The following is a 19349-nucleotide window of genomic DNA, read 5'->3' as shown; positions in this document are numbered from 1 at the left end:
GCGTACTGGACGACGTACTCCGCTCCGGGTCGCAGGTGCCGGCCCGCGGCCAGCCGGACGTCCGGGACGGTCCGCCCGTCCGGCAGCACCACCCGGTCGCCCTCGGCCCGGCTGTCCCCGGCCAGGCGTTCGAGCAGGGCCACGGTGTCGGCGAACCAGGTTCGCGGGACGGGCGCCACGACCACGGTGTGGCTGACGCAGACCATGGGCGCAGCGTGGTCGGCGGCGGACCCGCGGTCCAGTCCGCGCCCCCGGCAGTCCCCCCACCCCCATCCTGCCGAACCCCGGCAACCGGCTCGTCACACGCACGACGCGCGTTCGGCGACAGGACCTGGTGCTGCGCATGGGCTTACGGAGGTGTGACGTGGCGGGCGCGGGGACGTGGGGCGGGTGGGGTGCGGGCCTAGCGTGGGCGCATGCGTGTACTGGTCACCGGCGGCGCCGGGTTCATCGGGTCCCATGTGGTCGAGGCGCTGGCGGAGCGCGGGCATGAACCGTCGGTGTTCGACGTACGCGAGGAGGCGGGCGCGGACGTACGGGACCGGCATGCGGTCGGCCGCGCCCTCGCCGGGATCGACGCCGTCTGCCACCAGGCGGCCATGGTGGGGCTCGGCACCGGCTTCGCGGACGCCCCGCGGTACGTCTCCCGCAACGACCTCGGTACGGCCGTGCTGCTCGCCGCGATGGCCGAGGCGGGCGTGCGGCGCCTCGTGCTGGCCGGGTCGATGGTGGTGTACGGGGAGGGCCGGTACGCGTGCCGGCGGCACGGGGTGGTGAGGCCCGGCCCGCGGGCCGTCGCCGATCTGGCCGCCGGGCGCTTCGAACCGCGCTGCCCGGTGTGCGGCGCGGAGGTGGCCCCGGGGCTGGTCGGCGAGGAAGCGCCGGCGGACCCGCGCAATGTCTACGCGGCGACCAAGCTGGCCCAGGAGCATCTGGCGGGGGCCTGGGCGCGGGCGACGGGCGGGGCGGCGGTGTCGCTGCGCTATCACAACGTGTACGGGCCCCGGATGCCCCGCGACACCCCGTACGCGGGGGTCGCCTCCTTCTTCCGGTCGGCGCTCGCCCGGGGCGAGCCGCCGCGGGTGTTCGAGGACGGGCGCCAGCGGCGGGACTTCGTGCATGTGCGGGATGTCGCCGCGGCCAATGTGCTGGCCCTGGAGGCCGGTTCGGCGCCCGGGGCGCTGACCGTCTACAACACGGGCAGCGGCGAGCCGCACACCGTCGGGGAGATGGCGGCCGAACTGGCCGCGGCACACGGCGGTCCGCCGCCCGTGGTGACCGGGGAGTACCGGCTGGGCGACGTGCGGCACATCACGGCGGACTCCTCGCGGCTGCGGGCCGAACTGGGCTGGCGGCCGCGGGTCGGCTTCCGGGCGGGGATGGGGCGATTCGCGGGCGAGCCGCTGCGCGCCGTGTGAGGGCGCGGACTGCAGGGCGTCACCCCTCCGGGACGGGCAGCGTCACCTCGAAGCGGCAGCCGCCGGGGATGTTGCGCACGCTCGCGCGCCCCCGGTGGGCCTCCACGATGCCGCGGACGATGGCGAGGCCGAGCCCCGCGCCCGCGGGCGGGGTCCGGGCGTGTGTGCCGCGCCAGCCGGTGTCGAAGACCCGCGCCAGGTCCTCCTCGGGGATGCCGCCGCACCCGTCGGTCACGGACAGCACCACGCCGTCGGGCGAGCGTTCGGCGGCCACCGCGACCGTGCCGTCGGCGGGGGTGCGGCGGATCGCGTTGACGAGGAGGTTGCCGAGCACCCGGCTCATCTCCTTGCCGTCCACCTCGACCGGCACGGGCTCCACGCGGTCGCCGACGAGTCGTACCCCGTGCTCGCGGGCCAGCGGGTCCGCGCCCGCGAGGGCGTCACCGACCAGGTCGTAGAGGGACATCCGGGACGTGGCCAGGGCGAGCGCGCCGGCGTGGATCCGGGAGAGTTCGAACAGGTCGCCCACCATGTCGTTGAGGCGTTCGACCTCGGTGCGGATCTGCTGGAGATAGCGGTCCGGGTCGGCGGCCACCCTGTCCTCCAGGGCCTCCGCCATGGCGCGCAGCCCGGCCAGCGGGGTGCGCAGATCGTGTGAGATCCAGGCGACCAGTTCGCGCCGGGACGACTCCAGGGCGCGCTCCCGCTCGCGGGACCGGGCCAGCCGGGCGCTGGTCGCGGCCAACTCGCGGCTGAGCTGGTCGAGTTCGGCGGTGGCCGGGCCCGCCGGGGCGGCGAAGTCGCCGCCGTCGCCGAAGGAGCGGGCGGCGCGGGCCAGGGCCCGGCTGCGGTCGACGACCCAGCGGCCCAGCAGCAGCGCGGTGGCCAGGGAGACCACGGCGGCCATCGCGACGACCGTGGTCACCACACTCAGGTCGTGCGGCGACAGGAACATCGCCCAGGCGACGGTGAGCGTGCCCGCGAGCATCGCGGCCACGGCGACGGCGGCGACCACGGCGAGCGACGCGGTCAGCGAGCGACGCCGGATGAGCCGCAGTACGCCCGCCCCGGCGAGCCCCATGGCGGCGGCGCCGAGGAACGCGTACAGGGCGATGAGCAGGAGGTCGGTCACGGCTGCTCGGCCCGCCCTTCGGGGTCGAAGCGGTAGCCCACGCCCCACACGGTCCGGATCAGCCGCGGCCGGGCCGGGTCGTCCTCGACCTTGCCGCGCAGGCGGCGCACGTGCACGGTGACGGTGGACAGGTCGCCGAAGTCCCAGCCCCACACCTCGCGCATCAGGTCCGCCCGGCTGAACGCCTGTCCCGGATGACGCAGGAAGAAGGCCAGCAGATCGAACTCGCGCAGGGTCAGGGCGAGTTCGTCGCCGCCCTTGGCGGCGCGCCGCGCGGCCCGGTCCACGGTGAGGCCCGCCGCGGCCAGCGGCCGCAGGTCGGAGCCGGGCCGGGTGCGGCGCAGCACCGACTCGACGCGCAGGACGAGTTCGCGGGGGCTGAAGGGTTTGGTGACGTAGTCGTCGGCGCCGACCTCCAGGCCCAGGACGCGGTCGTCCTCGTCGCCGCGTGCGGTGAGCATGATGACCGGCACGGACGCCCGGCCGCGCAGTCGGCGGCAGACCTCAAGGCCGTCCATGCCGGGCAGCATCAGGTCCAGGACGACCAGATCGGGCCAGTGCGCGGTCGCCCGGGTCAGCGCCGTCGGGCCGTCCCCGGCCCGGTCCACGGCGTACCCGGCGCGGTCCAGGTAGCCGCAGACGACCTCGGCGACGGTGGGGTCGTCCTCGACGACCAGGACCCGGGCGCCGCCGCGGTCGGGCGGGGCGGCGGGGACGGCATCCTCGGGCCGGTGGGGCTGCTGCATGCGTCCAGCCTCGCACCGGGTCCGCGCGCCCGTCGCCTCCCGGTCCCGGTGCGCGGCGCGACGTCCGTGTTTCGTAAGGAGCGGAAGCCCGGTATGCCGTTTTTGCGCTCGTAGGGTGAAAGCCGTGACGTTCTCTCCCACGACCCCGGCGGTCGATGTGGTCCTCCCCTGTCTGGACGAGGCCGCGGCCCTGCCCTGGGTGATCGGCCGGGTCCCGCCCGGCTGGCGCGCCCTCGTCGTCGACAACGGCTCGACCGACGGCTCCGCCGAGGTGGCCCGCGGCCTCGGTGCGACCGTCGTCCACGAGCCGCGGCGCGGCTTCGGCGCCGCCTGTCACGCCGGACTGACCGCCGCCACCGCCGGCATCGTCTGCTTCTGCGACTGCGACGGCTCGCTGGACCCCGCGCTGCTGGTGCCGTTCGTGCACGAGGTCCGCGCGGGCACGGCCGATCTGGTGCTCGGCCGGCGGCGGGCGCAGGGCCGTGGCGCCTGGCCGGCCCACGCCCGCGCGGGCAACCTCGTCCTGACCCGGCTGCTGCGCCGTCGCACCGGGCTGCGCCTGCACGACCTCGGCCCGCTGCGCGCCGCCCGGCGCGAGCCGCTGCTCGCCCTCGGTCTCACCGACCGGCGCAGCGGCTATCCGCTGGAGATGGTGGTGCGGGCGGCCGACGCGGGCTGGCGCGTCACCGAGCGCGACGTCCCCTATCTACCGCGCACCGGCACCTCGAAGGTGACCGGCACCTGGCGCGGCACCTGGCAGACGATCCGAGACATGAAACAGGTACTCACCGCCCCCACAGCAGCAGACGGCGCGTCCGTCGCGGAAGGTGGTGTGGGTCGGTGATCACGTTGCTTGTCGTTGCCAAGGAACCTCGGGCGGGTCGGGTGAAGACCCGGCTCACTCCCCCGTTCACGCCCCGGCAGGCGGCACAGCTGGCCGAGGCCGCGCTCGCCGACACGCTGGCGGCCGTGGCGGACGCGCCGGCCGCCCGGCGCGTCCTCGTCCTGGACGGCTCGCCCGGCCGCTGGCTGCCGCCCGGCTTCGACGTCGTACCGCAGGGCGCGGGCGGTCTGGACGAGCGGCTGGCGGACGCCTTCGCCGGCTGTACGGGACCGGCCCTGCTGATCGGCATGGACACGCCGCAGGTGACCCCGGCGCTGCTCACCGTGGACTTCGCCGGCTGCGACGCGTACTTCGGACCGGCCGAGGACGGCGGCTTCTGGGCGCTGGGCCTCGCGGTGCCCGCCCCCGGCCTGCTGAGGGGCGTGCCCATGTCGACGGCGAGGACGGGCGCGGTCCAGCGGGCCCGGCTCGTCGCGGCCGGTCTGCGGGTGCGCGATCTGCCACGGCTGCGTGACGTGGACACCGCCGCCGACGCCCGCGCGGTCGCCGCGGCCGCCCCGCGCGGGCGGTTCGCCGCGCGACTCGCCCGGCTCGACACAGGCACAGGCACAGGCACCGGCACCGGCACCGGCACCGGCCGATGAGCGGCGCGCCCGGCGCCGCCGCACGGGTCGCCTCCCCGCCGTGGGGTGCCGACGACCCCTACGCGGACGCGCTGCGCACCGGCCGCGGCCCGCTCTTCCTGCGCCGCGGCGACGGCTGGTTGCTGCCGCTGGACGTGGAGCGCTGGTGTGCGGCAGCCGACGCGGTCGACCTTCAGGTGCTGGAGCGCTGCGAGGGCACCGTGCTCGACGTGGGGTGCGGGCCCGGGCGGCTGATGGCCGCGCTCGCCGCGCGGGGCCGTCCCGCGCTGGGCATAGACGTCAGCGAGACCGCCGTCCGCCACACCGTGCGCAGGGGCGGCCAGGCGCTGTGCCGCTCGGTCTTCGAACGGGTCCCCGGCGAGGGCCGCTGGGGCACGCTGCTGCTCATGGACGGCAACATCGGCATCGGCGGCGACCCGGACGCGCTGCTGCTGCGGCTGGCCCGACTGGCGGCGCCGGCCGGGCTGCTGGTCGTCGAGACCGCGCCGCTCGACGTCGACGAACGCGTCCGGGTCCAGGTCGTCCGCACCGGCGGCGCGGCGGGCAGCCCGTTCCCCTGGGCGCGGCTCGGCACGCCGGCCCTGCTGCGTTGCGCGCGGCGTACGGGCTGGCGTGCCGTCGATCAGTGGGCTTCGGGCGGGCGGTGCTTCGCCGCCCTGCGCAGCCGCACCGCGAGCACCACCGCGGAACCGGCGAACAGCAGGGCCGTGATCAGCAGCCAGCGGGCCGGGTAGCCGTCCGTGGACTGCCCGGCGGCCAGCCGGTACGACCGGTCCACCGCCCCGGTGATCAGCGGGGACCAGATCAGGAACAGCAGCAGCGACAGGGCGGCGGGCACCCGCAGATAGTGCGCCCGCTCGCGGCGGCCGACCGCCGCATAGCCCCGTACCAGGGCGCGGTCGGCCGTCGAGTACACCGGCAGCAGCACCAGGTCGTGCAGCAGCGCCGCCCCCACGAACCACAGCGTCACGCCGAACCAGTCATCGGCCAGCAGCCGTACGGCCGCATAGCCGGCCAGCGCGAACGAGCCGGCCAGCAGGAGGATGTGTAGCGGGTTGCCGACGGGGACCCGGCGCCCGACGATCCGCCGCCGCGTGGTTTGCGCCGGGTCGCCGGCCGGGTTCCGTCGCTTCATCGCAGCTCTCCGAAGGTCATCCGGGCCACCCACTTGGTGTTGAGCACACCGGGTGCCGCGGGCACGATGACGCGCGCCGGGTAGCCGTGGTCGGGGTCCAGGTCTTCGCCGTTGACGTACAGGGCGAGCAGGGAGCGCTCGTCGCCGACCTGGTTGGCGCGCAGGGCGCCGCTCCGGAAGGCTCCGTGCCGCTGCAGCGACTCGACGTACACGTCCGTCGGACGGTCGTGGCCGACCAGCGCGGCCAGGTCGCGCAGCCGCACCCCGCGCCACCACTGGTCGGAGGTCGACCAGCCCTCCACGCAGGCGATCGGCAGCGCCGAGCTGTGCAGCGGCAGCCGTGCCAGGTCGGCCCGGCTCAGCCGGAGGGTTCCGGTCGGGCCGGCGACCACCAGCCGCCAGGTGTCCGCAGCGGTCTGCGCCGGGTCGATCCGGGCGTACGCGGCCGTCTTGTTGATCTGGAAGCCGTTCGGGCCGCTGCCCGGTTCGGACCCGCCGTGCGGAGCGAGCAGGGCGGTCTGCCGGGCCACTCCGTCGAAGCTGTGCCCCACGGTCGTACCGAACAGCAGCAGCGAGCCGCCGCCGACCAGCCCTATGGCGCCGCGCCGTGACACGGTGGGCGGGTCGGGCCGCGGGGCGACCAGTTCGCTCCGCTCCTGCCGCAGGCCCCGCACGCCGCGCAGGGCGGCCGGCAGCTTCAGGACGGCGTGCGCGACGAACGCGGCGAAGAACACCCAGGCGCCGTAGAAGTGCAGCGGGTAGAAGGAGCCAGGGAAGACGTAGTCGAGCTGGATGTTGAGCACGCCGGTGACGAACTCGAACAGCGCGCCGCCGACCAGGAGCAGCAGCGAGATCCGCTCCAGGGCGTGGGCGAGCGAGCGGGCCGGCGGCAGGGTGAAGAGCTTCGGCGCGACCGACCACAGCTTGGCCAGCAGCACCGGGATCAGGGTGACGCCCAGCGTGACGTGGACGCCCTGGGTGAACCGGTACAGCCAGGACGGGCTGGTCGGCCAGGCGAAGAGGTAGAAGCCGAGGAGGCCCTTGTCGGGTGTCTGGTCGTTGACCGGCGACAGGTCCGGGTTGTAGGAGGCGTACGAGAGCAGGCCGGTCACGAACAGCACGGTGATGCCGGCGAGCAGGACCAGGCCGAGCACCGCGGTGAACCGGGTGCCGCGCACGGGGCTGCGCCAAAAGCCCGGCGAGGTGGGGAGCCGTTGATCGCGCATGCCCCGACCGTAGGCCGCGATCGCCCCGGGAACGGGTCCGCGACCCATGACGAAACGCTGACGTCCGTCGTGTGCGCCACCGGCGGCGCCGCCCGCGCGCCTAGCGTTCCGCTGTGACCCGCTCGCCCCGCTTCCCGCTCCGTGATCTGTGCGCCCCCGTGGCCGCCGCCCTGCTCGTCCTGGTGGCCGTGCTGGTCGGCCGGCACATCCAGGACACCCGGCACACCCTGTTCGTCAACTGGCCGCCGCTGTTCGCGGTGTGGGAGCCGCACGTGGGTCCCGGCACTCCCGCGGCCGTCGGCATGGCGGTGGCCACCGTGGGGTACGGGCCCGCGCTGGCGGCCCGGCTGCCGTGGCGGGCGCTGCTCGCGTCGGCCTGGGCGGCGGCCATGGCCTGGATCTGGTCGCTCGCGCTGATCGACGGCTGGCGGCGGGGTGTCGCCGGCCGGCTCACCACCCGCGAGGAGTATCTGCGGGTCATCGGCCGCTTCGCCGATATCCCGGACACCCTGCGGGACTTCACTCACCACATCGTGGCCGGTTCCCCGGACCCGTGGCCCGCCCATGTCGCCGGGCATCCCCCGGGTGCCACGCTCACCTTCGTGCTGCTCGACCGGATCGGGCTGCGCGGCGGCGGCTGGGCGGGCGTCTGGTGCATCACGGTGGGCGCGACGGCATGCGTGGCGGTGCTGGTCGCGGTGCGGGCGCTGGCCGATGAGCGGCTGGCGCGCCGGGCGGCGCCGTTCCTGGTGCTGGCTCCGGCCGCGGTGTGGCTCGGCGCCTCGGCCGACGCGTACTTCGCCGCCGTCGCCGCCTGGGCCGTGGCGCTGCTCGCCCTGGCCGTCACGGGCGGGTCGCCCTGGCCGGCGGCGGGCTCCGGTCTGCTGTTCGGGCTGACCTGCTACCTCTCCTACGGGCTCACCCTGTTCGCGGTGATCGCGGCGGCGGTGCTGCTGCTCGGCCGGCACCGGGTCCGTGAGCGGCCCTCCCTGCTCGCGGCGCTGGTCGCCGGTCTTGCGGTGGTTCCGGCGGCGTTCACGCTCGCCGGGTTCGACTGGTGGGAGGGATACCGACTGCTGGTCACCCGCTACTACCAGGGCGTGGGCGGGGTCCGTCCGTACGGCTACTGGGTGTGGGCCAATCTCGCCTGCACGGTGGTCTGTACGGGGCCGGCGACGGCGGCGGGCCTCGCACGGGTCGGCGGGACGCTCGCCCGGCGGCACGGCGCGGCCCTGTCCGGGCCGGACGTCGGCGGCCGCCCGGACGGCGGCGGCCCGGAGGGTGGTGGCCCGGAGGGTGGTGGCCCGGACGGTGGTGGCCCGGACGGTGGTGGTGGTCCGGACGCCGCCGGCCGGCTGGCGCTGCTCGTCGCCGCGGCCCTGCTCGCGCTGCTGGTCGCCGATGTCTCCGGCATGAGCAAGGCCGAGACGGAACGCATCTGGCTGCCCTTCGCGATGTGGCTGCTCGCGTCCTGCGCGTTCCTCGGCCGTCCGCGCCGCTGGCTGGCCGCCCAGGCGGTGCTCGCACTGCTCGTCAACCACCTGCTGCTGACGGGCTGGTGACGCCGGCAGCGGGCCGGGAGGCACGGGCTCGGGTGGGGGGCCGGAGGCGGGTGGACCCGGACGCGGGTGGGCCCGAGAAAACCGCAAACAGTTCTTCGCGAAGAAGTCTTTGCGAAGAACTGTTTGCGGTTTAGGGTGCCCGTATGACGAACATGGAGGGGAAGCCGGACGCCCCGTCCGGCGCGGCGGACTCGGTCGTCCTGGACGCCAAGGGGCTGCGCGCACTCGCGCACCCGGTGCGCGTACGGCTGCTCGGACTGCTGCGGATCTACGGCCCGTCGACGGCCACCCGCCTCGCGGAACGCCTGGGTGTGAACTCCGGGACGGCCAGCTACCATCTGCGCCAGCTCGGCGCCGCCGGATTCGTCGAGGAGGACACGGAACGGGGCAACGCCCGCGAACGCTGGTGGCGTTCGGTGCACCGGATGACCGAGCTGAACGACCCTGAACTCGCCGAGCGGGAGCCGGCGGCCACCCTCGCCTATCTGCAGTCCGTCGCCGCGACGTACGCGCTGCGCACCCAGCAGGCGCTGAACGAACTGGAGACGATGCCCCGGCCCTGGCGTGACGCGTTCAGCCTGAGCGACGAGGCGCTGCGGCTGACGCCCGACGAGGCCGTCGCCCTGCGCGAGGAGCTGTGGGCGGTGATCGCCCGCTACCGCCGGGACACACCGCAGACGAAGGCGCAGGCCCCCGCGGGGGCGGAGCGGTTCGCCGTCATCACCCATTTCCTGCCCGAGGTGGACACGCCGTGACGGACCGTGTCCCGGAGGCCGGCGACGGGTCCGCGAAGCGGTCGGCACGGGCGCTGGGCGGGGTGCTGGCCGCCATGGCCGTGTCGCTGACCGGGACCCGGGTGTCCGCCGTCGCCCTGCCCTGGTTCGTGCTCGTCACGACCGGCAGCGCGACCCGGACGGGACTGGTCGCCTTCGTCGAGATGACCCCGTACGTGCTGGTCAAGGCGTTCACCGGGCCGCTGGTCGACCGGGTCGGCCCGCGGGCCGTCTCCTGGACCACGGATCTGGCCAGCGCCACCGCCTGCGCGGCGGTCCCCCTGCTGTACGGGCTCGACCTGCTGTCCTTTCCGCTGCTGCTGGCCCTGGTCGCGGTGATCGGCGCGGCCCGCGGGCCCGGTGACCTGGCGAAGGAGGTCATGGTCCCGGAGGCGGCCGAGCGCGGCGGGATGCCGCTGGAGCGGGCCACGGGGCTCGCCGGGGTGACCGAGCGGCTGGCCGCCACCGTGGGCCCTGCGGCCGGTGGCGCCCTGGTGGCCCTGGTCGGCCCGCTGACCGGGCTCGCGGTCAACGCGGCCTGTTTCGCGCTGGGTTCGCTGCTCATCAGGCTGGTCCTGCCGCGCGACGTGGGGCGGGCGGCCGAGGAGGCGCTGCCGCGGGACGGGGAGACGGAAACGGGTTACTGGCGCCGGTTCGGCGAGGGGCTCGCCTTTCTGCGCGGCGATCCGCTGCTGTTCACCATCATCGTCATGCTGGGCGTCACAAACCTGCTGGACGCCGCGTTCGGCACGGTGCTGCTGCCCGTCTGGGCCAAGGAGTCGGGCGGCGGGGCCGCCGCGATCGGCCTGCTGGGCAGCGCGATGGGGGCCGCGGCGGTGGCGGGCAGCCTGATCGCGGCGATCGCCGCGCACCGGCTGCCGCGCCGGGCGGTGTTCTTCGTCGGGTTCCTGCTGGCCGGGGCGCCGAGGTTCCTGGTGCTCGCCTCGGGGGCGCCGCTCGGCGTGGTCGTGGCCGTGTTCGCCGTGGGCGGGTTCGGGGCGGGGTTCATCAACCCCATGCTCGGTGCGATGCTCTTCGAGCGGGTGCCGCGCCGCATGCTGGGCCGGGTCAATGCGCTCGGCGATTCGCTGGCCTGGGCGGGCATACCGCTCGGCGGGCTGCTGGCCGGGGCGGCGGTGGCCGCCGTGGGGCTCGTGCCGGTGCTGCTCGCCGCTGGGGCCGCGTACTTCCTCACCACGAACCTGCCGGCGCTGCGGCCGGAGTGGCGGCAGATGCGCCGCGCGGACACGCGGAACACCCCCGAGCCGACCAGCCCCCGACTCACCGCCTGACACCACCAAGCCGACCAGCCCCCGACTCACCGACCGACACCACCCCGCCGACCACCCGCCCAATCCGACACCGGCTCCGCGGGGAGCACGGCGCGACGGGGCAACCGGAACCGGAACACCGCACCGCCGGCGGCAGACTCACCGAGACATGCACTCCGACGTGACACCACCAAGCCGACCAACCCCCGACTCACCGACCGACACCACCCCACGAACCACCCACCCAACCCGACACCGGCTCCGCGGAGTCCGCGGCGGCGCAGGGCAGCCGGATGCGGAACGCCGCGCCGCCGGTGGCGGACTCGCCGGCGGTGAGCGTTCCGCCGTGGCGGTGCACGACGTCGCGGGCGATGGCGAGGCCGAGTCCCGCGCCGCCGTCGTCCCGGCTGCGGGACTCGTCGAGACGGACGAAGCGCTCGAAGATCCGTGCCCGGTCGCCCGGCGCGATGCCCGCGCCGTCGTCCGCGACGGTGACCACGATGTCGTCGCCGTCGCGGCCCACGTCGACGGTGACGGCCGTCGCGGCATGCCGCTGGGCGTTGTCCAGGAGGTTGCCGAGGACCCGCGAGAGCTGTGCCCGGCTGCCCCGGACCTCCTGGGCGGTGCCGGCCGTGGTCACGGCGGTGGCGACGCGGTCGCCCGCGGCGCGCTCGGCCACGTCCGCACGGACCAGCGCGGCCAGGTCGACGGGGGCGTCGGCGGGCCGCTCCCCGGCGTCAAGCCGCGCGAGCAGCAGCAGGTCGGCGGCCAGGTGCTGGAGGCGCACCACGTCGTGCAGCAGATCGGCCGGGTCGAGCAGCCCAGGGTGCTGGGCGGCGACTTCGAGGTGGGTGCGCAGCGCCGCGATGGGACTGCGCAGCTCGTGGGAGGCGTCGGCGACGAAGCGGTGCTGGCGCTCCACGGACCGCTCCAGGGCGGTCAGCGTCTCGTTGGTGGTGCGGGCGAGCCGGGCGATCTCGTCGCGCGCGTCGGGCTCGGGCACGCGGCGGGCCAGGTCCCCGCTGCGGGTGATCTCGGCCATCTCCGCACGGATGCCCTCGACGGGCTTGAGGGCGCGCCGGGTGACGAGCCAGGTCACGGCCGCGACGACGACGAGGAGGAAGGGAAGTCCGGCCAGCATCGCCCGGGTGACCTGGTCGAGGGTGGCCTGTTCGTCCTCCAGGGAGGTGCCGGCGTAGACGGTGTAGGTACGGCCGTCGTACATCGTTCCCTGGACCGCGGCGAAGGCGTAGGCGCGGGTCTCCTCCTCCACGGTGACGTTGAGGGTGCGCGGCTCGGCGTCCGCGCCGACCCTGCCGCGCGGCGGGACGGCGTCGTCGTCATCGTCATCGTCGTCGTCGCGTCCGCCGTGGTGGTCGGACGGGGTGCTCGACGGGGCGGCGGCAGCGGGCGCGTAATCGGCGAGCGCGGGCCGTCCGCGCAGTTCCTCACCGGCGGCGAGCACCTTGCCGGCGATGTCGACGACCTGAACCGGGTGCTCCGCGTCGTCGGGCAGGTCAAGGCCGCCGAAGTCGCCGCTCAGCGCGGCCTGCGCGCCCGCCACGGTCCGTGCGGTGATCTCCGACTCCAGGGCGGCCCGGCCGGTGAGGTTGTGCCGCAGTACGGCGACGACGGCGATCCCCGCGGCGACCAGGGCGACGCAGACGACCACGGTGGCGGCGAGTGCGGCGCGGGCCCGGACCGAGGCGAACGGTCTCGGCAGGCCCCGCGACGTCCGTTGCGGTTCGACAGCGCCCTGAAGGGGCGCGGGGAACTGCCCGACCGGCCACGATGGTGCCGCAGACGACCGACGGCACATCCCGGAATTTCCAGCGGAGCGCTCAGGCATGCCGGCCGCCACCGGCTTCCAGCCGGTATCCGGCGCCGCGCACGGTCGTGATCGACCGCCGCCCGAACGGCACGTCGATCTTGCGGCGCAGGGCGCTGATGTAGACCTCGACGATGTTCGGATCCCCGTCGTAGGCGAAGTCCCACACGCCGGCCAGGATGTCCGCCTTCGACACGACCTGTCCGGCGTGCCGGGCGAGGTGTTCCAGCACCGCGAACTCCTTGGCGGTGAGGGGCACTTCGGTGCCCGCCCGGTCGACGCGGCGGGCGTCGGGGTCGACCGTCAGGTCCCCGATGCGCAGGGTCGTGGCGCCGTGGCGGGCGCGGCGGCGCAGCAGGGCGCGGATGCGTGCCTGGAGCACGACGTACGAGAACGGCTTGGTGAGGTAGTCGTCCGCGCCGGTGTCCAGTCCCTCGGCCTCGTCGTACTCCCCGTCCTTCGCGGTGAGCATCAGGATCGGGGTGTGGTCGTCGGCGGCCCGCAACCGCGCGCAGACCCGGTAGCCGTTCAGGCCGGGCAGCATGATGTCGAGCACGATCAGGTCGTAGCGGCCCTCCCGCGCCAGATGAAGACCGGTGACGCCGTCGTGGGCGACGTCCACGGCGAATCCTTCGGCGGCCAGGCCCCGGGACAGGGCGGCGGCGAGGCGTCTTTCGTCCTCCACGATGAGCAGGCGCATGGGCACAGGGTCTCAGACGGCACCTGAAGCGATCTTCAGGTTGTTTCAGCGTGCGTTCAGGATCGTTGTCGCAGGGTGGGTCGCGTCAGGCCGAGACTTCGGCGCTCCGCCGCGGCGGGCCGCGGCACTCAGGAAAGGACCGTCCCACGATGAAGGCCCTCAATCGCCATCTGCCGACCGGTCGTCGGCGCACCGTCACCGCCGTGCTCGCCGCGGCCGTGCTGCTCGGCGGCGCCGGCGCCGCGACCGGCGTGGCCGTCGCCGACGGCGGCGACCGCGACGGCAGCGCCCGCACCGGCGGGTCCGCCGTCGATCCGAAGCAGGCGGCGGACGCCGCCGTGACATCCGTCGCGGGTACGGTCACCGCGGTCGAACGGGAGGAGGAGCACGGCAGGACGGTGTGGGAGGTCGACGTGGTCGACTCCCGGGGCACCGGGCACGAGGTCACCGTCGACGCGGGTGACCGCAGGGTGACCGCGAGCACGACCGGCACGCGTGACGACCGTGACGACGCCGCCGCGGTCAAGAGCGCCGGCACCGATCTGGGCCGGGCGCTGAAGGCCGCCCTGGCCGCCGTGAACGGCACCGTGACGTCCGTCGAGATCGATGACGCCGCGGACGGGACGGCCGTCTGGGAGATCGACGTGGTCGACGCCAAGGGCACGGAGCACGAGGTCGTCGTCGACGCCGCGACCGGCCGGGTCAGGGCCGCCCACACCGACGGCCACGACCGGCGCGGCTCGCACCGGGACGACGACCGCGCCGACGACCACGCCGACGACCGCGCCCACGACCACGGAGACGACGACAGCCGCGACGACGACTGACCGACCCGCCCCACAGGCCCCGCTCGGGCCCCACCCGCGCGGCGCGGATGCGTCGTGGTGGGGGTCAGGCGGGGGTGAGCACCATCCGGAAGCGCGCGCCTCCGGAGAGCATCCTCCGGTACGCCTCGTCGGCCCGGTCCAGCGGCACGATCTCGGTCATCGGCCGGATCCCGTGCAGGACGCTGAACGCCATGGTGTCCGCCACGTCCTGCGCGGTGCCGGAGGGGTGGCCGCGGACCACCCTGCCGGTCATCAGCAGCTGGACCGGGCTGATCCCGAGCGGTTCGTCCGACGCCCCGATGACGACGAGTTCGCCGCGGGGCGTGAGCCCGTCCACGGTCTGGGTGATCGCGGCGGAGTCGCCGGCGGTGGCGAGCAGCACCTTGACCCCGCCGAGCGAGCGCAGGGCGTCCGCGACGGGCGTGCCCGACGTGCTGTCGACGTAGTGGTGGGCGCCGAGCCGCTTGGCGAGGTCGGCCTTCTCGGCCCCGCGGGCGATGGCCACGGTCTCGAAGCCCATGGCGACGGCGTACTTCACCGCGAGGTGGCCGAGGCCGCCGATGCCGAGCACGGCGACCAGGTCACCGGGCCGGCCGGAGCTGCGCCGCAGCCCGTTGAACGTGGTCACGCCCGCGCAGGCCATGGGCCCCGCGTCGGTCGCGGCCAGGCCCTCCGGAATCCGGGCCAGGGCGTCGACGGGGGCGACCACCGTCTGGGCGAAGCCGCCGTCGTAGGCCCACCCGGGAACCTTGAGGTTCTCGCACACGATGAAGTCGCCCCGCCGGCAGGGTGTGCAGTGGCCGCAACTGCCGCCGAACCAGCCCACCGCGACCCGGTCCCCGACCCGCCAGCCCTTGTCGCGCGTGCCCTCGCCCAGTTCCTCGATGCGCCCGGCGATCTCGTGCCCGGGTACCACCGGGAACCGTACGCCGGGCACGGCGGCGTTCACGAAGAAGGCATCGCTGTGGCAGACGCCGCAGGCCTCCACGGCGATCCGGACGTGACCGGGGCCCGGGTGCGGCCGGTCCCGCTCGACGATCTCGAACGATCCGCCCGCGGCGGGCACCTGCGCGACGGTGTAGCTGCTCATGTGACGCTCCGGGAACGAGTGCGACGGCCCCGAGAACCAGCACACCAGCTTCTCGCCGATCGCGCGCGCCGAGCGGACCTGCGCCGGGCGGGTCAGCTTCGCGGCTGGGCGATGTCGACCATCCAGGGCACGCCGAAGCGGTCCGTGCACATGCCGAAGACATCGCCCCACATCTGCTCCTCCAGCGGCAGGGACACCGTGCCGCCGGCGGACAGCTTCTCCCAGTAGCCCCGCAGCTCGCTCTCGTCGTCGCCGCTCACGCTCACCGCGAAGGCGTTGCCGACCGTGTGGTCGAGGCCGACCGGGGCGTCGGCTCCCATCAGGGTGAATCCGCTCGGGGTCTCCAGCATGGCGTGCATGATGCGGTCGGCGCCCGGGGCCTCCGGCTCCCCGAATTCGCCGTACGTGCTGACGGTCAGGGTGCCGCCGAAGACGTCCCGGTAGAACTCCATCGCCTGCCGGGCGTCGCCGCTGAAGCTGAGGTAGGGGTTGAGGCGCGAGGCCATGGGAACCTCCAGCACGTGAGTGGGTGGTCACTGGCTCGCACCGTAACGCGGACCACCGGCAACGGCCCGCCGAGGGCGCCCCCGGATCCGCCACCGTCGCCCCGCCACCGTCGCCCCGGGCTACGCCTTGATGCCCACGCCGGCCCAGAGGCTGACCTCGGCGTCCGTGAGCGCCTCGGCCGCGTCGGCGGGCCGCCAGCGGTGGCCGACGGAGATGCCCGGGTCGATCAGGTCGAGCCCGTCGAAGAAGCGGGCGACCTCCTTCTGGGCGCGGAACTGCACCGGGGTCCCGGCGTTGGTGTAGATCGCGGTGACCTTCTCCCAGGTGGCGGGGTCGAAGTCGGGCGTGCAGTGGCTCAGGGCCAGCGCGCTGCCGGCGGGCAGGGCGTCGAGGAAGCGGTTCACGATGCCGTACGGGTCCTGCGCGTCGGTGATGAAGTGCATCAGCGCGTTCAGGGACAGCGCGACCGGCTGCTCGAAATCGAGCACCTCGGCCAGTTCCACGGCCGCGAGCAGGGACTCCGGGTCGTTGACGTCCGCCTCTATGTACGTGGTGCGGCCCTGCGGGGTGCTGCGCATCAGACGCTCGGCGTACTTGAGCACGAGCGGGTCGTTGTCGGCGTAGACCACCCGGGCCTCGGGGACCACGGACTGGGCGACCTGGTGCAGGTTCGGCTCGGTGGGGATGCCGGTGCCGATGTCGAGCCACTGCCGGATGCCGTGCTCCCGGGCCAGCACCCGGGTGGCCCGGTGCATGAAGGCCCGGTTCTCCCGGGCGCACGCGAAGATCCCGGGGTAGGCGTCGGCGACGGCCTCGGCGGCCCGCTTGTCGACCTCGAAGTGGTCCTTGCCGCCGAGGTAGTAGTCGTACATCCGGGCCGAGTGCGGCCTGCTGGTGTCCAGGTCCCGGCCGGCGTGGCTGTTGTTCATCCTGTCCCTTTCGGAGTGTGCGTCGGTGTACCGGCAGGCCGGTTCAGCCGACCGTGAGGTGGTCGGCCATGCCTTGTTTGACCCCGCGGACGAAGGCGCTGATCTCCTCGGGGGTGTAGATCAGCGCGGGTCCGGCCGGGTCGGTCGACTGGCGGAAGGCGACCCGGCCGTCCGCGAGTTGCTTCGTCTCCACGCACTGACCGCCGTTGGGCCCGCTCCACGGGCGCTCCCAACCCTGTTCGCCCAGCTCCGAGGCCGGCATCCCGTTGTAGACAGTGTTGTCGGTGGTGGTCATGAGTACTCCTTGCGCATGCGGTTCAAGAGCACCTTGCTGTCCTCGGACGAGGTCAGCAGCGACATACGGGTGTGCGCCTCCAGGTGGGCGACCACGTCCTCGCGTTCGTCCAGATACATCGAGGCGGACAGGATCTCGCTGTAGACGATGTCGGGCAGTTCCGGTTCCTCGAACCGGAAGTAGGTGAAGGGAGCACACGCCCCGACGTGGGCGCCGGCGGAGAAGGGCACGATGTCGATGCTGACGTGGTCGAGTTCGGATGCCTCCAGGAGCCGGTCGATCTGCTCGCGCATCACCTGGGGGCCGCCGACCGCCCGGTGCAGCACGGCCTCCTCCATGACCACCCACAGGGTGGGCGCGTCCGGCTTCTGCAGCAGTCCCTGGCGGCGCAGCCGCAGGTCGACGCGGCGCTCCAGTTCCTCGTCGCTGCCGTTGGGGATGCCGCCGCGCAGGACGCCGCGCGCGTAGGCGGGCGTCTGCAGCAGACCGGTGACGTAGTGGGGTTCGTAGGTACGCAGGGTCTTCGCGCCGGTCTCCAGACTCACGTACGCCGTGAACCAGTTGGGCAGCACGTCACGGTAGGCGTGCCACCAGCCGGGCTCGTTGGCCCGCTCGGCCATGGCGACGAACTCGTCTATCTCCTGCCGCCCCGCCCCGTAGGTCTCCAGGAGTTTCTCGACGTAGAGCGGTTTGAGGGCGACCTCGGCCTTCTCCAGGCGCCGGATCGTCAGCGGCTTGACGCGCAGCGCCTTGGCCGCGTCCTCCAGCGAGGCGCCCGCCTGTTGCCGCATGTCCTGCAGGCGACGGCCGAGGATCATACGCAGGACCGTGGGGGCGCTGGTGCCGGTGCCGGACCTGACTTCGCTCACGTCCTACCTCCTGAAGAACCGTCACCCCCATGAGTCTGACAGTGACTTGAGGAGAACGCCAGGCCGATACCGTCTCGCTGAAATTATCAGAGAGTCGGTTGCAGCATGAAGTGAGTGCCGAGCATAGTTGACCGTGTGAGTGAACTCGCCGCAGCCGTGGTGTGCCGTCAACTTCTGTCGACCAGACGGAGGTTGACGCCTAGGGCGTTCGAAAGACAACGGGTCACCCCCTGAACGCGCCCCTCGCCCATGGGGTTTCCCGTAGCTGACCGGCCCCGCCCGCGCCCGTCCCCCTTGGAAGGCGATCTCCGTGACCCCCCACACGACCTCCACCGTCCACCGCGACGCCGCCCATGCGCCGCACCGTGAGCACTGGTTCAGCCTCCCGGCGCTGCGCACCAGCGTGAAGGTGGCGCGCGACACCGTGCGCGAGCGGCTGTGCGCCTGGCGGGTGCCCGGCGACCTGTGCTGCGACGCCGTACTGCTCGTCTCCGAGCTGACCACCAACGCGGTCATCCACACGGGCAGCACCCGCTTCCTGTGCGGCATAGCGCTGGCCGGCGACGAGTGTCTGCGCATCGAGGTGCACGACGACGACCGCACCGCCCGCCGTCCGGCCGGCCGCCGGCCCGGCCCCCGCGACGAGGGCGGCCGGGGCCTGCTGCTGGTCCACCAGCTCGCCGCGGCCTGGGGATCCGACCGGTCGACCCGGACCGAGGGCACGGTGGTCTGGGCGGACCTACGGGCCGACGCCTGACCGGACGCGAGGGGGCGCGTGGGTGGGCGGCGACCTGTTCCGGGGTGCCCTTGCCGCGGCGCAGTCCGGCGGTGACGGAACGGGCCGGAGCCCGACCACAGCACCGCACCCACACCACCGGCCGAGCCGTCGGGGGTGACGGCACGACCGACGACGCCCCGGACCCGGCACGGGGGACGCCACCGGGCGCCGGGCCGACCCGCACAGCGCCGTACCTCTGGGTGCCGTACAACAACGCACCACCGACAGCGATGCCACGACCGAAGGCCGGAAACCCAGGGGGGCCTTCCCGGCCGGTCCGGCCTCATCCAGTGACCACCCGAACCACCGCGGAGCGCCGGACCCGCGCCCCACGCCATCGGCCGAGCCGTCGGGGGTGACGGTACGACCGACGACGCCCCGGACCCGGCACGGGGACGCCACCGGGCGCCGGGCCGACCCGCACAGCGCCGTACCTCTGGGTGCCGAACGACGGGCCGTGCGTGCGCTCGACCGGTGGGGCGGCGCGGGTGCGGGCGTGGACCGTTGCGTCGAACCGGGCGGGGCCGCCGCGTGCCGTACTCCGGTCGGCTCAGGTGTTCGGGTCGTCGGTCACCGTGATGGCGCCCGCCGGGCAGACGGCCGCCGCCTCCCTTACGGACGCATGCCGGTCCGGCGCGGGCCGCGCGTCGAGCAGGACGACCACGCCGTCGTCGTCGCGCTGGTCGAACACCTCGGGCGCGGTCAGCACGCACTGCCCCGCACCGCAGCAACGGTCTTGATCCACGCTGACCTTCATGGGGCGGTCCCCTTCCTT

At 74.2% G+C, this 19349-nt stretch carries 21 protein-coding genes and 1 pseudogene; 9 read left to right on the top strand and 13 right to left on the bottom strand.

Translation table 11 applies throughout. The annotated features are described in order from the left end of the window. Positions 1-206, bottom strand: a pseudogene (locus ACFYTE_RS04115) (hypothetical protein); the annotation flags it as partial. Between the two features lie 210 nt (positions 207-416). Here ACFYTE_RS04115 and ACFYTE_RS04110 point away from each other — a divergent pair. Beyond that, positions 417-1418 carry an NAD-dependent epimerase/dehydratase family protein gene (locus tag ACFYTE_RS04110; RefSeq protein ID WP_388704590.1) on the top strand — a complete coding sequence of 334 codons (1002 nt, stop codon included), beginning with the start codon at positions 417-419 and terminating at the stop codon, positions 1416-1418. Between the two features lie 19 nt (positions 1419-1437). Here the strand turns inward: ACFYTE_RS04110 and ACFYTE_RS04105 are convergent, their stop codons facing one another. Together ACFYTE_RS04105 and ACFYTE_RS04100 are read right to left on the bottom strand one after the other, a co-directional pair. Next, positions 1438-2550, bottom strand: coding sequence for a sensor histidine kinase (locus ACFYTE_RS04105; RefSeq protein WP_388704587.1), 1113 nt, complete (start codon positions 2548-2550; stop codon positions 1438-1440). Next, on the bottom strand, positions 2547-3296 hold the full coding sequence (locus ACFYTE_RS04100; protein WP_388704586.1) for a response regulator transcription factor: 750 nt from the start codon (positions 3294-3296) through the stop codon (positions 2547-2549). The genes ACFYTE_RS04105 and ACFYTE_RS04100 overlap by 4 nt, the downstream gene beginning before the upstream one ends. A 115-nt stretch (positions 3297-3411) precedes the next feature. Between ACFYTE_RS04100 and ACFYTE_RS04095 the strand changes: the two genes are divergently transcribed. Genes ACFYTE_RS04095 through ACFYTE_RS04085 form a run of 3 tightly spaced genes read left to right on the top strand, consistent with a single transcriptional unit; the run spans position 3412 to position 5518 of the window. Continuing rightward, positions 3412-4140, top strand: a complete 729-nt coding sequence (locus tag ACFYTE_RS04095; RefSeq protein ID WP_388704584.1) for a glycosyltransferase family 2 protein — start codon at positions 3412-3414, stop codon at positions 4138-4140. After that, positions 4137-4784, top strand: coding sequence for a DUF2064 domain-containing protein (locus ACFYTE_RS04090; protein ID WP_388704581.1), 648 nt, complete (start codon positions 4137-4139; stop codon positions 4782-4784). Before ACFYTE_RS04095 ends, ACFYTE_RS04090 begins: the two co-directional genes overlap by 4 nt. Further along, a complete protein-coding gene (locus ACFYTE_RS04085; RefSeq protein ID WP_388704578.1) occupies positions 4781-5518 on the top strand; it encodes a class I SAM-dependent methyltransferase in 738 nt (245 codons plus the stop codon). The genes ACFYTE_RS04090 and ACFYTE_RS04085 overlap by 4 nt, the downstream gene beginning before the upstream one ends. On the opposite strand, the gene ACFYTE_RS04080 is transcribed toward ACFYTE_RS04085, so the two are convergent. Then, positions 5407-5919: a hypothetical protein gene (locus ACFYTE_RS04080; protein ID WP_388704575.1), complete on the bottom strand. Its 513-nt coding sequence runs from the start codon at positions 5917-5919 to the stop codon at positions 5407-5409. The genes ACFYTE_RS04085 and ACFYTE_RS04080 overlap by 112 nt on opposite strands. Next, complete coding sequence (locus ACFYTE_RS04075; protein WP_388704572.1) at positions 5916-7145, bottom strand: molybdopterin-dependent oxidoreductase; 1230 nt, start codon at positions 7143-7145, stop codon at positions 5916-5918. The genes ACFYTE_RS04080 and ACFYTE_RS04075 overlap by 4 nt, the downstream gene beginning before the upstream one ends. 113 nt (positions 7146-7258) lie before the next feature. On the opposite strand from ACFYTE_RS04075, the gene ACFYTE_RS04070 reads away from it, so the two are divergent. The 3 genes from ACFYTE_RS04070 (at position 7259) to ACFYTE_RS04060 (ending at position 10772) form a co-directional block, all read left to right on the top strand. Next, complete coding sequence (locus ACFYTE_RS04070) at positions 7259-8707, top strand: hypothetical protein (protein WP_388704569.1); 1449 nt, start codon at positions 7259-7261, stop codon at positions 8705-8707. A 143-nt stretch (positions 8708-8850) separates the two neighbouring features. After that, on the top strand, positions 8851-9462 hold the full coding sequence (locus ACFYTE_RS04065) for an ArsR/SmtB family transcription factor (protein WP_388704566.1): 612 nt from the start codon (positions 8851-8853) through the stop codon (positions 9460-9462). Then, entirely contained in the window at positions 9459-10772 is a 1314-nt protein-coding gene (locus ACFYTE_RS04060; RefSeq protein WP_388704563.1) for an MFS transporter, read from the top strand. The genes ACFYTE_RS04065 and ACFYTE_RS04060 overlap by 4 nt, the downstream gene beginning before the upstream one ends. Before the next feature lie 190 nt (positions 10773-10962). On the opposite strand, the gene ACFYTE_RS04055 is transcribed toward ACFYTE_RS04060, so the two are convergent. Both ACFYTE_RS04055 and ACFYTE_RS04050 read right to left on the bottom strand, forming a co-directional pair. Further along, positions 10963-12423 (bottom strand): sensor histidine kinase, encoded by a 1461-nt coding sequence (locus tag ACFYTE_RS04055; RefSeq protein ID WP_388704561.1) that lies wholly within the window; start codon positions 12421-12423, stop codon positions 10963-10965. Between the two features lie 169 nt (positions 12424-12592). After that, positions 12593-13279 (bottom strand): response regulator transcription factor, encoded by a 687-nt coding sequence (locus tag ACFYTE_RS04050; RefSeq protein ID WP_388704558.1) that lies wholly within the window; start codon positions 13277-13279, stop codon positions 12593-12595. Between the two features lie 149 nt (positions 13280-13428). On the opposite strand from ACFYTE_RS04050, the gene ACFYTE_RS04045 reads away from it, so the two are divergent. Further along, complete coding sequence (locus ACFYTE_RS04045) at positions 13429-14106, top strand: PepSY domain-containing protein (RefSeq protein ID WP_388704556.1); 678 nt, start codon at positions 13429-13431, stop codon at positions 14104-14106. Between the two features lie 64 nt (positions 14107-14170). Here the strand turns inward: ACFYTE_RS04045 and ACFYTE_RS04040 are convergent, their stop codons facing one another. From ACFYTE_RS04040 to ACFYTE_RS04020, 5 genes are all read right to left on the bottom strand, one after another. Further along, complete coding sequence (locus ACFYTE_RS04040; protein ID WP_388704554.1) at positions 14171-15196, bottom strand: alcohol dehydrogenase; 1026 nt, start codon at positions 15194-15196, stop codon at positions 14171-14173. A gap of 92 nt (positions 15197-15288) precedes the next feature. Then, a complete protein-coding gene (locus ACFYTE_RS04035; RefSeq protein WP_388704552.1) occupies positions 15289-15702 on the bottom strand; it encodes a VOC family protein in 414 nt (137 codons plus the stop codon). 120 nt (positions 15703-15822) lie between these two features. After that, positions 15823-16632, bottom strand: a complete 810-nt coding sequence (locus ACFYTE_RS04030; protein WP_388704549.1) for an SAM-dependent methyltransferase — start codon at positions 16630-16632, stop codon at positions 15823-15825. 43 nt (positions 16633-16675) lie between these two features. Beyond that, entirely contained in the window at positions 16676-16927 is a 252-nt protein-coding gene (locus ACFYTE_RS04025) for a DUF397 domain-containing protein (RefSeq protein ID WP_388704547.1), read from the bottom strand. Then, on the bottom strand, positions 16924-17796 hold the full coding sequence (locus ACFYTE_RS04020; RefSeq protein ID WP_388704544.1) for a helix-turn-helix domain-containing protein: 873 nt from the start codon (positions 17794-17796) through the stop codon (positions 16924-16926). The genes ACFYTE_RS04025 and ACFYTE_RS04020 overlap by 4 nt, the downstream gene beginning before the upstream one ends. Positions 17797-18106: 310 nt before the next feature. Here ACFYTE_RS04020 and ACFYTE_RS04015 point away from each other — a divergent pair, with 310 nt between their 5' ends. Beyond that, positions 18107-18553 (top strand): ATP-binding protein, encoded by a 447-nt coding sequence (locus ACFYTE_RS04015; RefSeq protein ID WP_388704541.1) that lies wholly within the window; start codon positions 18107-18109, stop codon positions 18551-18553. A gap of 571 nt (positions 18554-19124) precedes the next feature. On the opposite strand, the gene ACFYTE_RS04010 is transcribed toward ACFYTE_RS04015, so the two are convergent. Further along, the gene (locus ACFYTE_RS04010; protein WP_388704539.1) at positions 19125-19331 is read right to left on the bottom strand and encodes a ferredoxin; all 207 of its coding nucleotides are present in this window, start codon (positions 19329-19331) and stop codon (positions 19125-19127) included. Positions 19332-19349: the final 18 nt, after the last annotated feature.

The organism is Streptomyces sp. NPDC004629 (assembly GCF_042873595.1).
GTDB lineage: Bacteria > Actinomycetota > Actinomycetes > Streptomycetales > Streptomycetaceae > Streptomyces.
This window is presented reverse-complemented; position numbering and strand designations above follow the sequence as displayed.

Bases quoted from the DNA above. Each gene is read 5' to 3' on its own strand.
- ACFYTE_RS04110 (WP_388704590.1), top strand. From the start codon at position 417: ATGCGTGTACTGGTCACCGGCGGCGCCGGGTTCATCGGGTCCCATGTG.
- ACFYTE_RS04100 (WP_388704586.1), bottom strand. From the start codon at position 3,296: ATGCAGCAGCCCCACCGGCCCGAGGATGCCGTCCCCGCCGCCCCGCCC.
- ACFYTE_RS04085 (WP_388704578.1), top strand. From the start codon at position 4,781: ATGAGCGGCGCGCCCGGCGCCGCCGCACGGGTCGCCTCCCCGCCGTGG.
- ACFYTE_RS04080 (WP_388704575.1), bottom strand. From the start codon at position 5,919: ATGAAGCGACGGAACCCGGCCGGCGACCCGGCGCAAACCACGCGGCGG.
- ACFYTE_RS04075 (WP_388704572.1), bottom strand. From the start codon at position 7,145: ATGCGCGATCAACGGCTCCCCACCTCGCCGGGCTTTTGGCGCAGCCCC.
- ACFYTE_RS04065 (WP_388704566.1), top strand. From the start codon at position 8,851: ATGACGAACATGGAGGGGAAGCCGGACGCCCCGTCCGGCGCGGCGGAC.
- ACFYTE_RS04050 (WP_388704558.1), bottom strand. From the start codon at position 13,279: ATGCGCCTGCTCATCGTGGAGGACGAAAGACGCCTCGCCGCCGCCCTG.
- ACFYTE_RS04045 (WP_388704556.1), top strand. From the start codon at position 13,429: ATGAAGGCCCTCAATCGCCATCTGCCGACCGGTCGTCGGCGCACCGTC.
- ACFYTE_RS04040 (WP_388704554.1), bottom strand. From the start codon at position 15,196: ATGAGCAGCTACACCGTCGCGCAGGTGCCCGCCGCGGGCGGATCGTTC.
- ACFYTE_RS04035 (WP_388704552.1), bottom strand. From the start codon at position 15,702: ATGGCCTCGCGCCTCAACCCCTACCTCAGCTTCAGCGGCGACGCCCGG.
- ACFYTE_RS04030 (WP_388704549.1), bottom strand. From the start codon at position 16,632: ATGAACAACAGCCACGCCGGCCGGGACCTGGACACCAGCAGGCCGCAC.
- ACFYTE_RS04025 (WP_388704547.1), bottom strand. From the start codon at position 16,927: ATGACCACCACCGACAACACTGTCTACAACGGGATGCCGGCCTCGGAG.
- ACFYTE_RS04010 (WP_388704539.1), bottom strand. From the start codon at position 19,331: ATGAAGGTCAGCGTGGATCAAGACCGTTGCTGCGGTGCGGGGCAGTGC.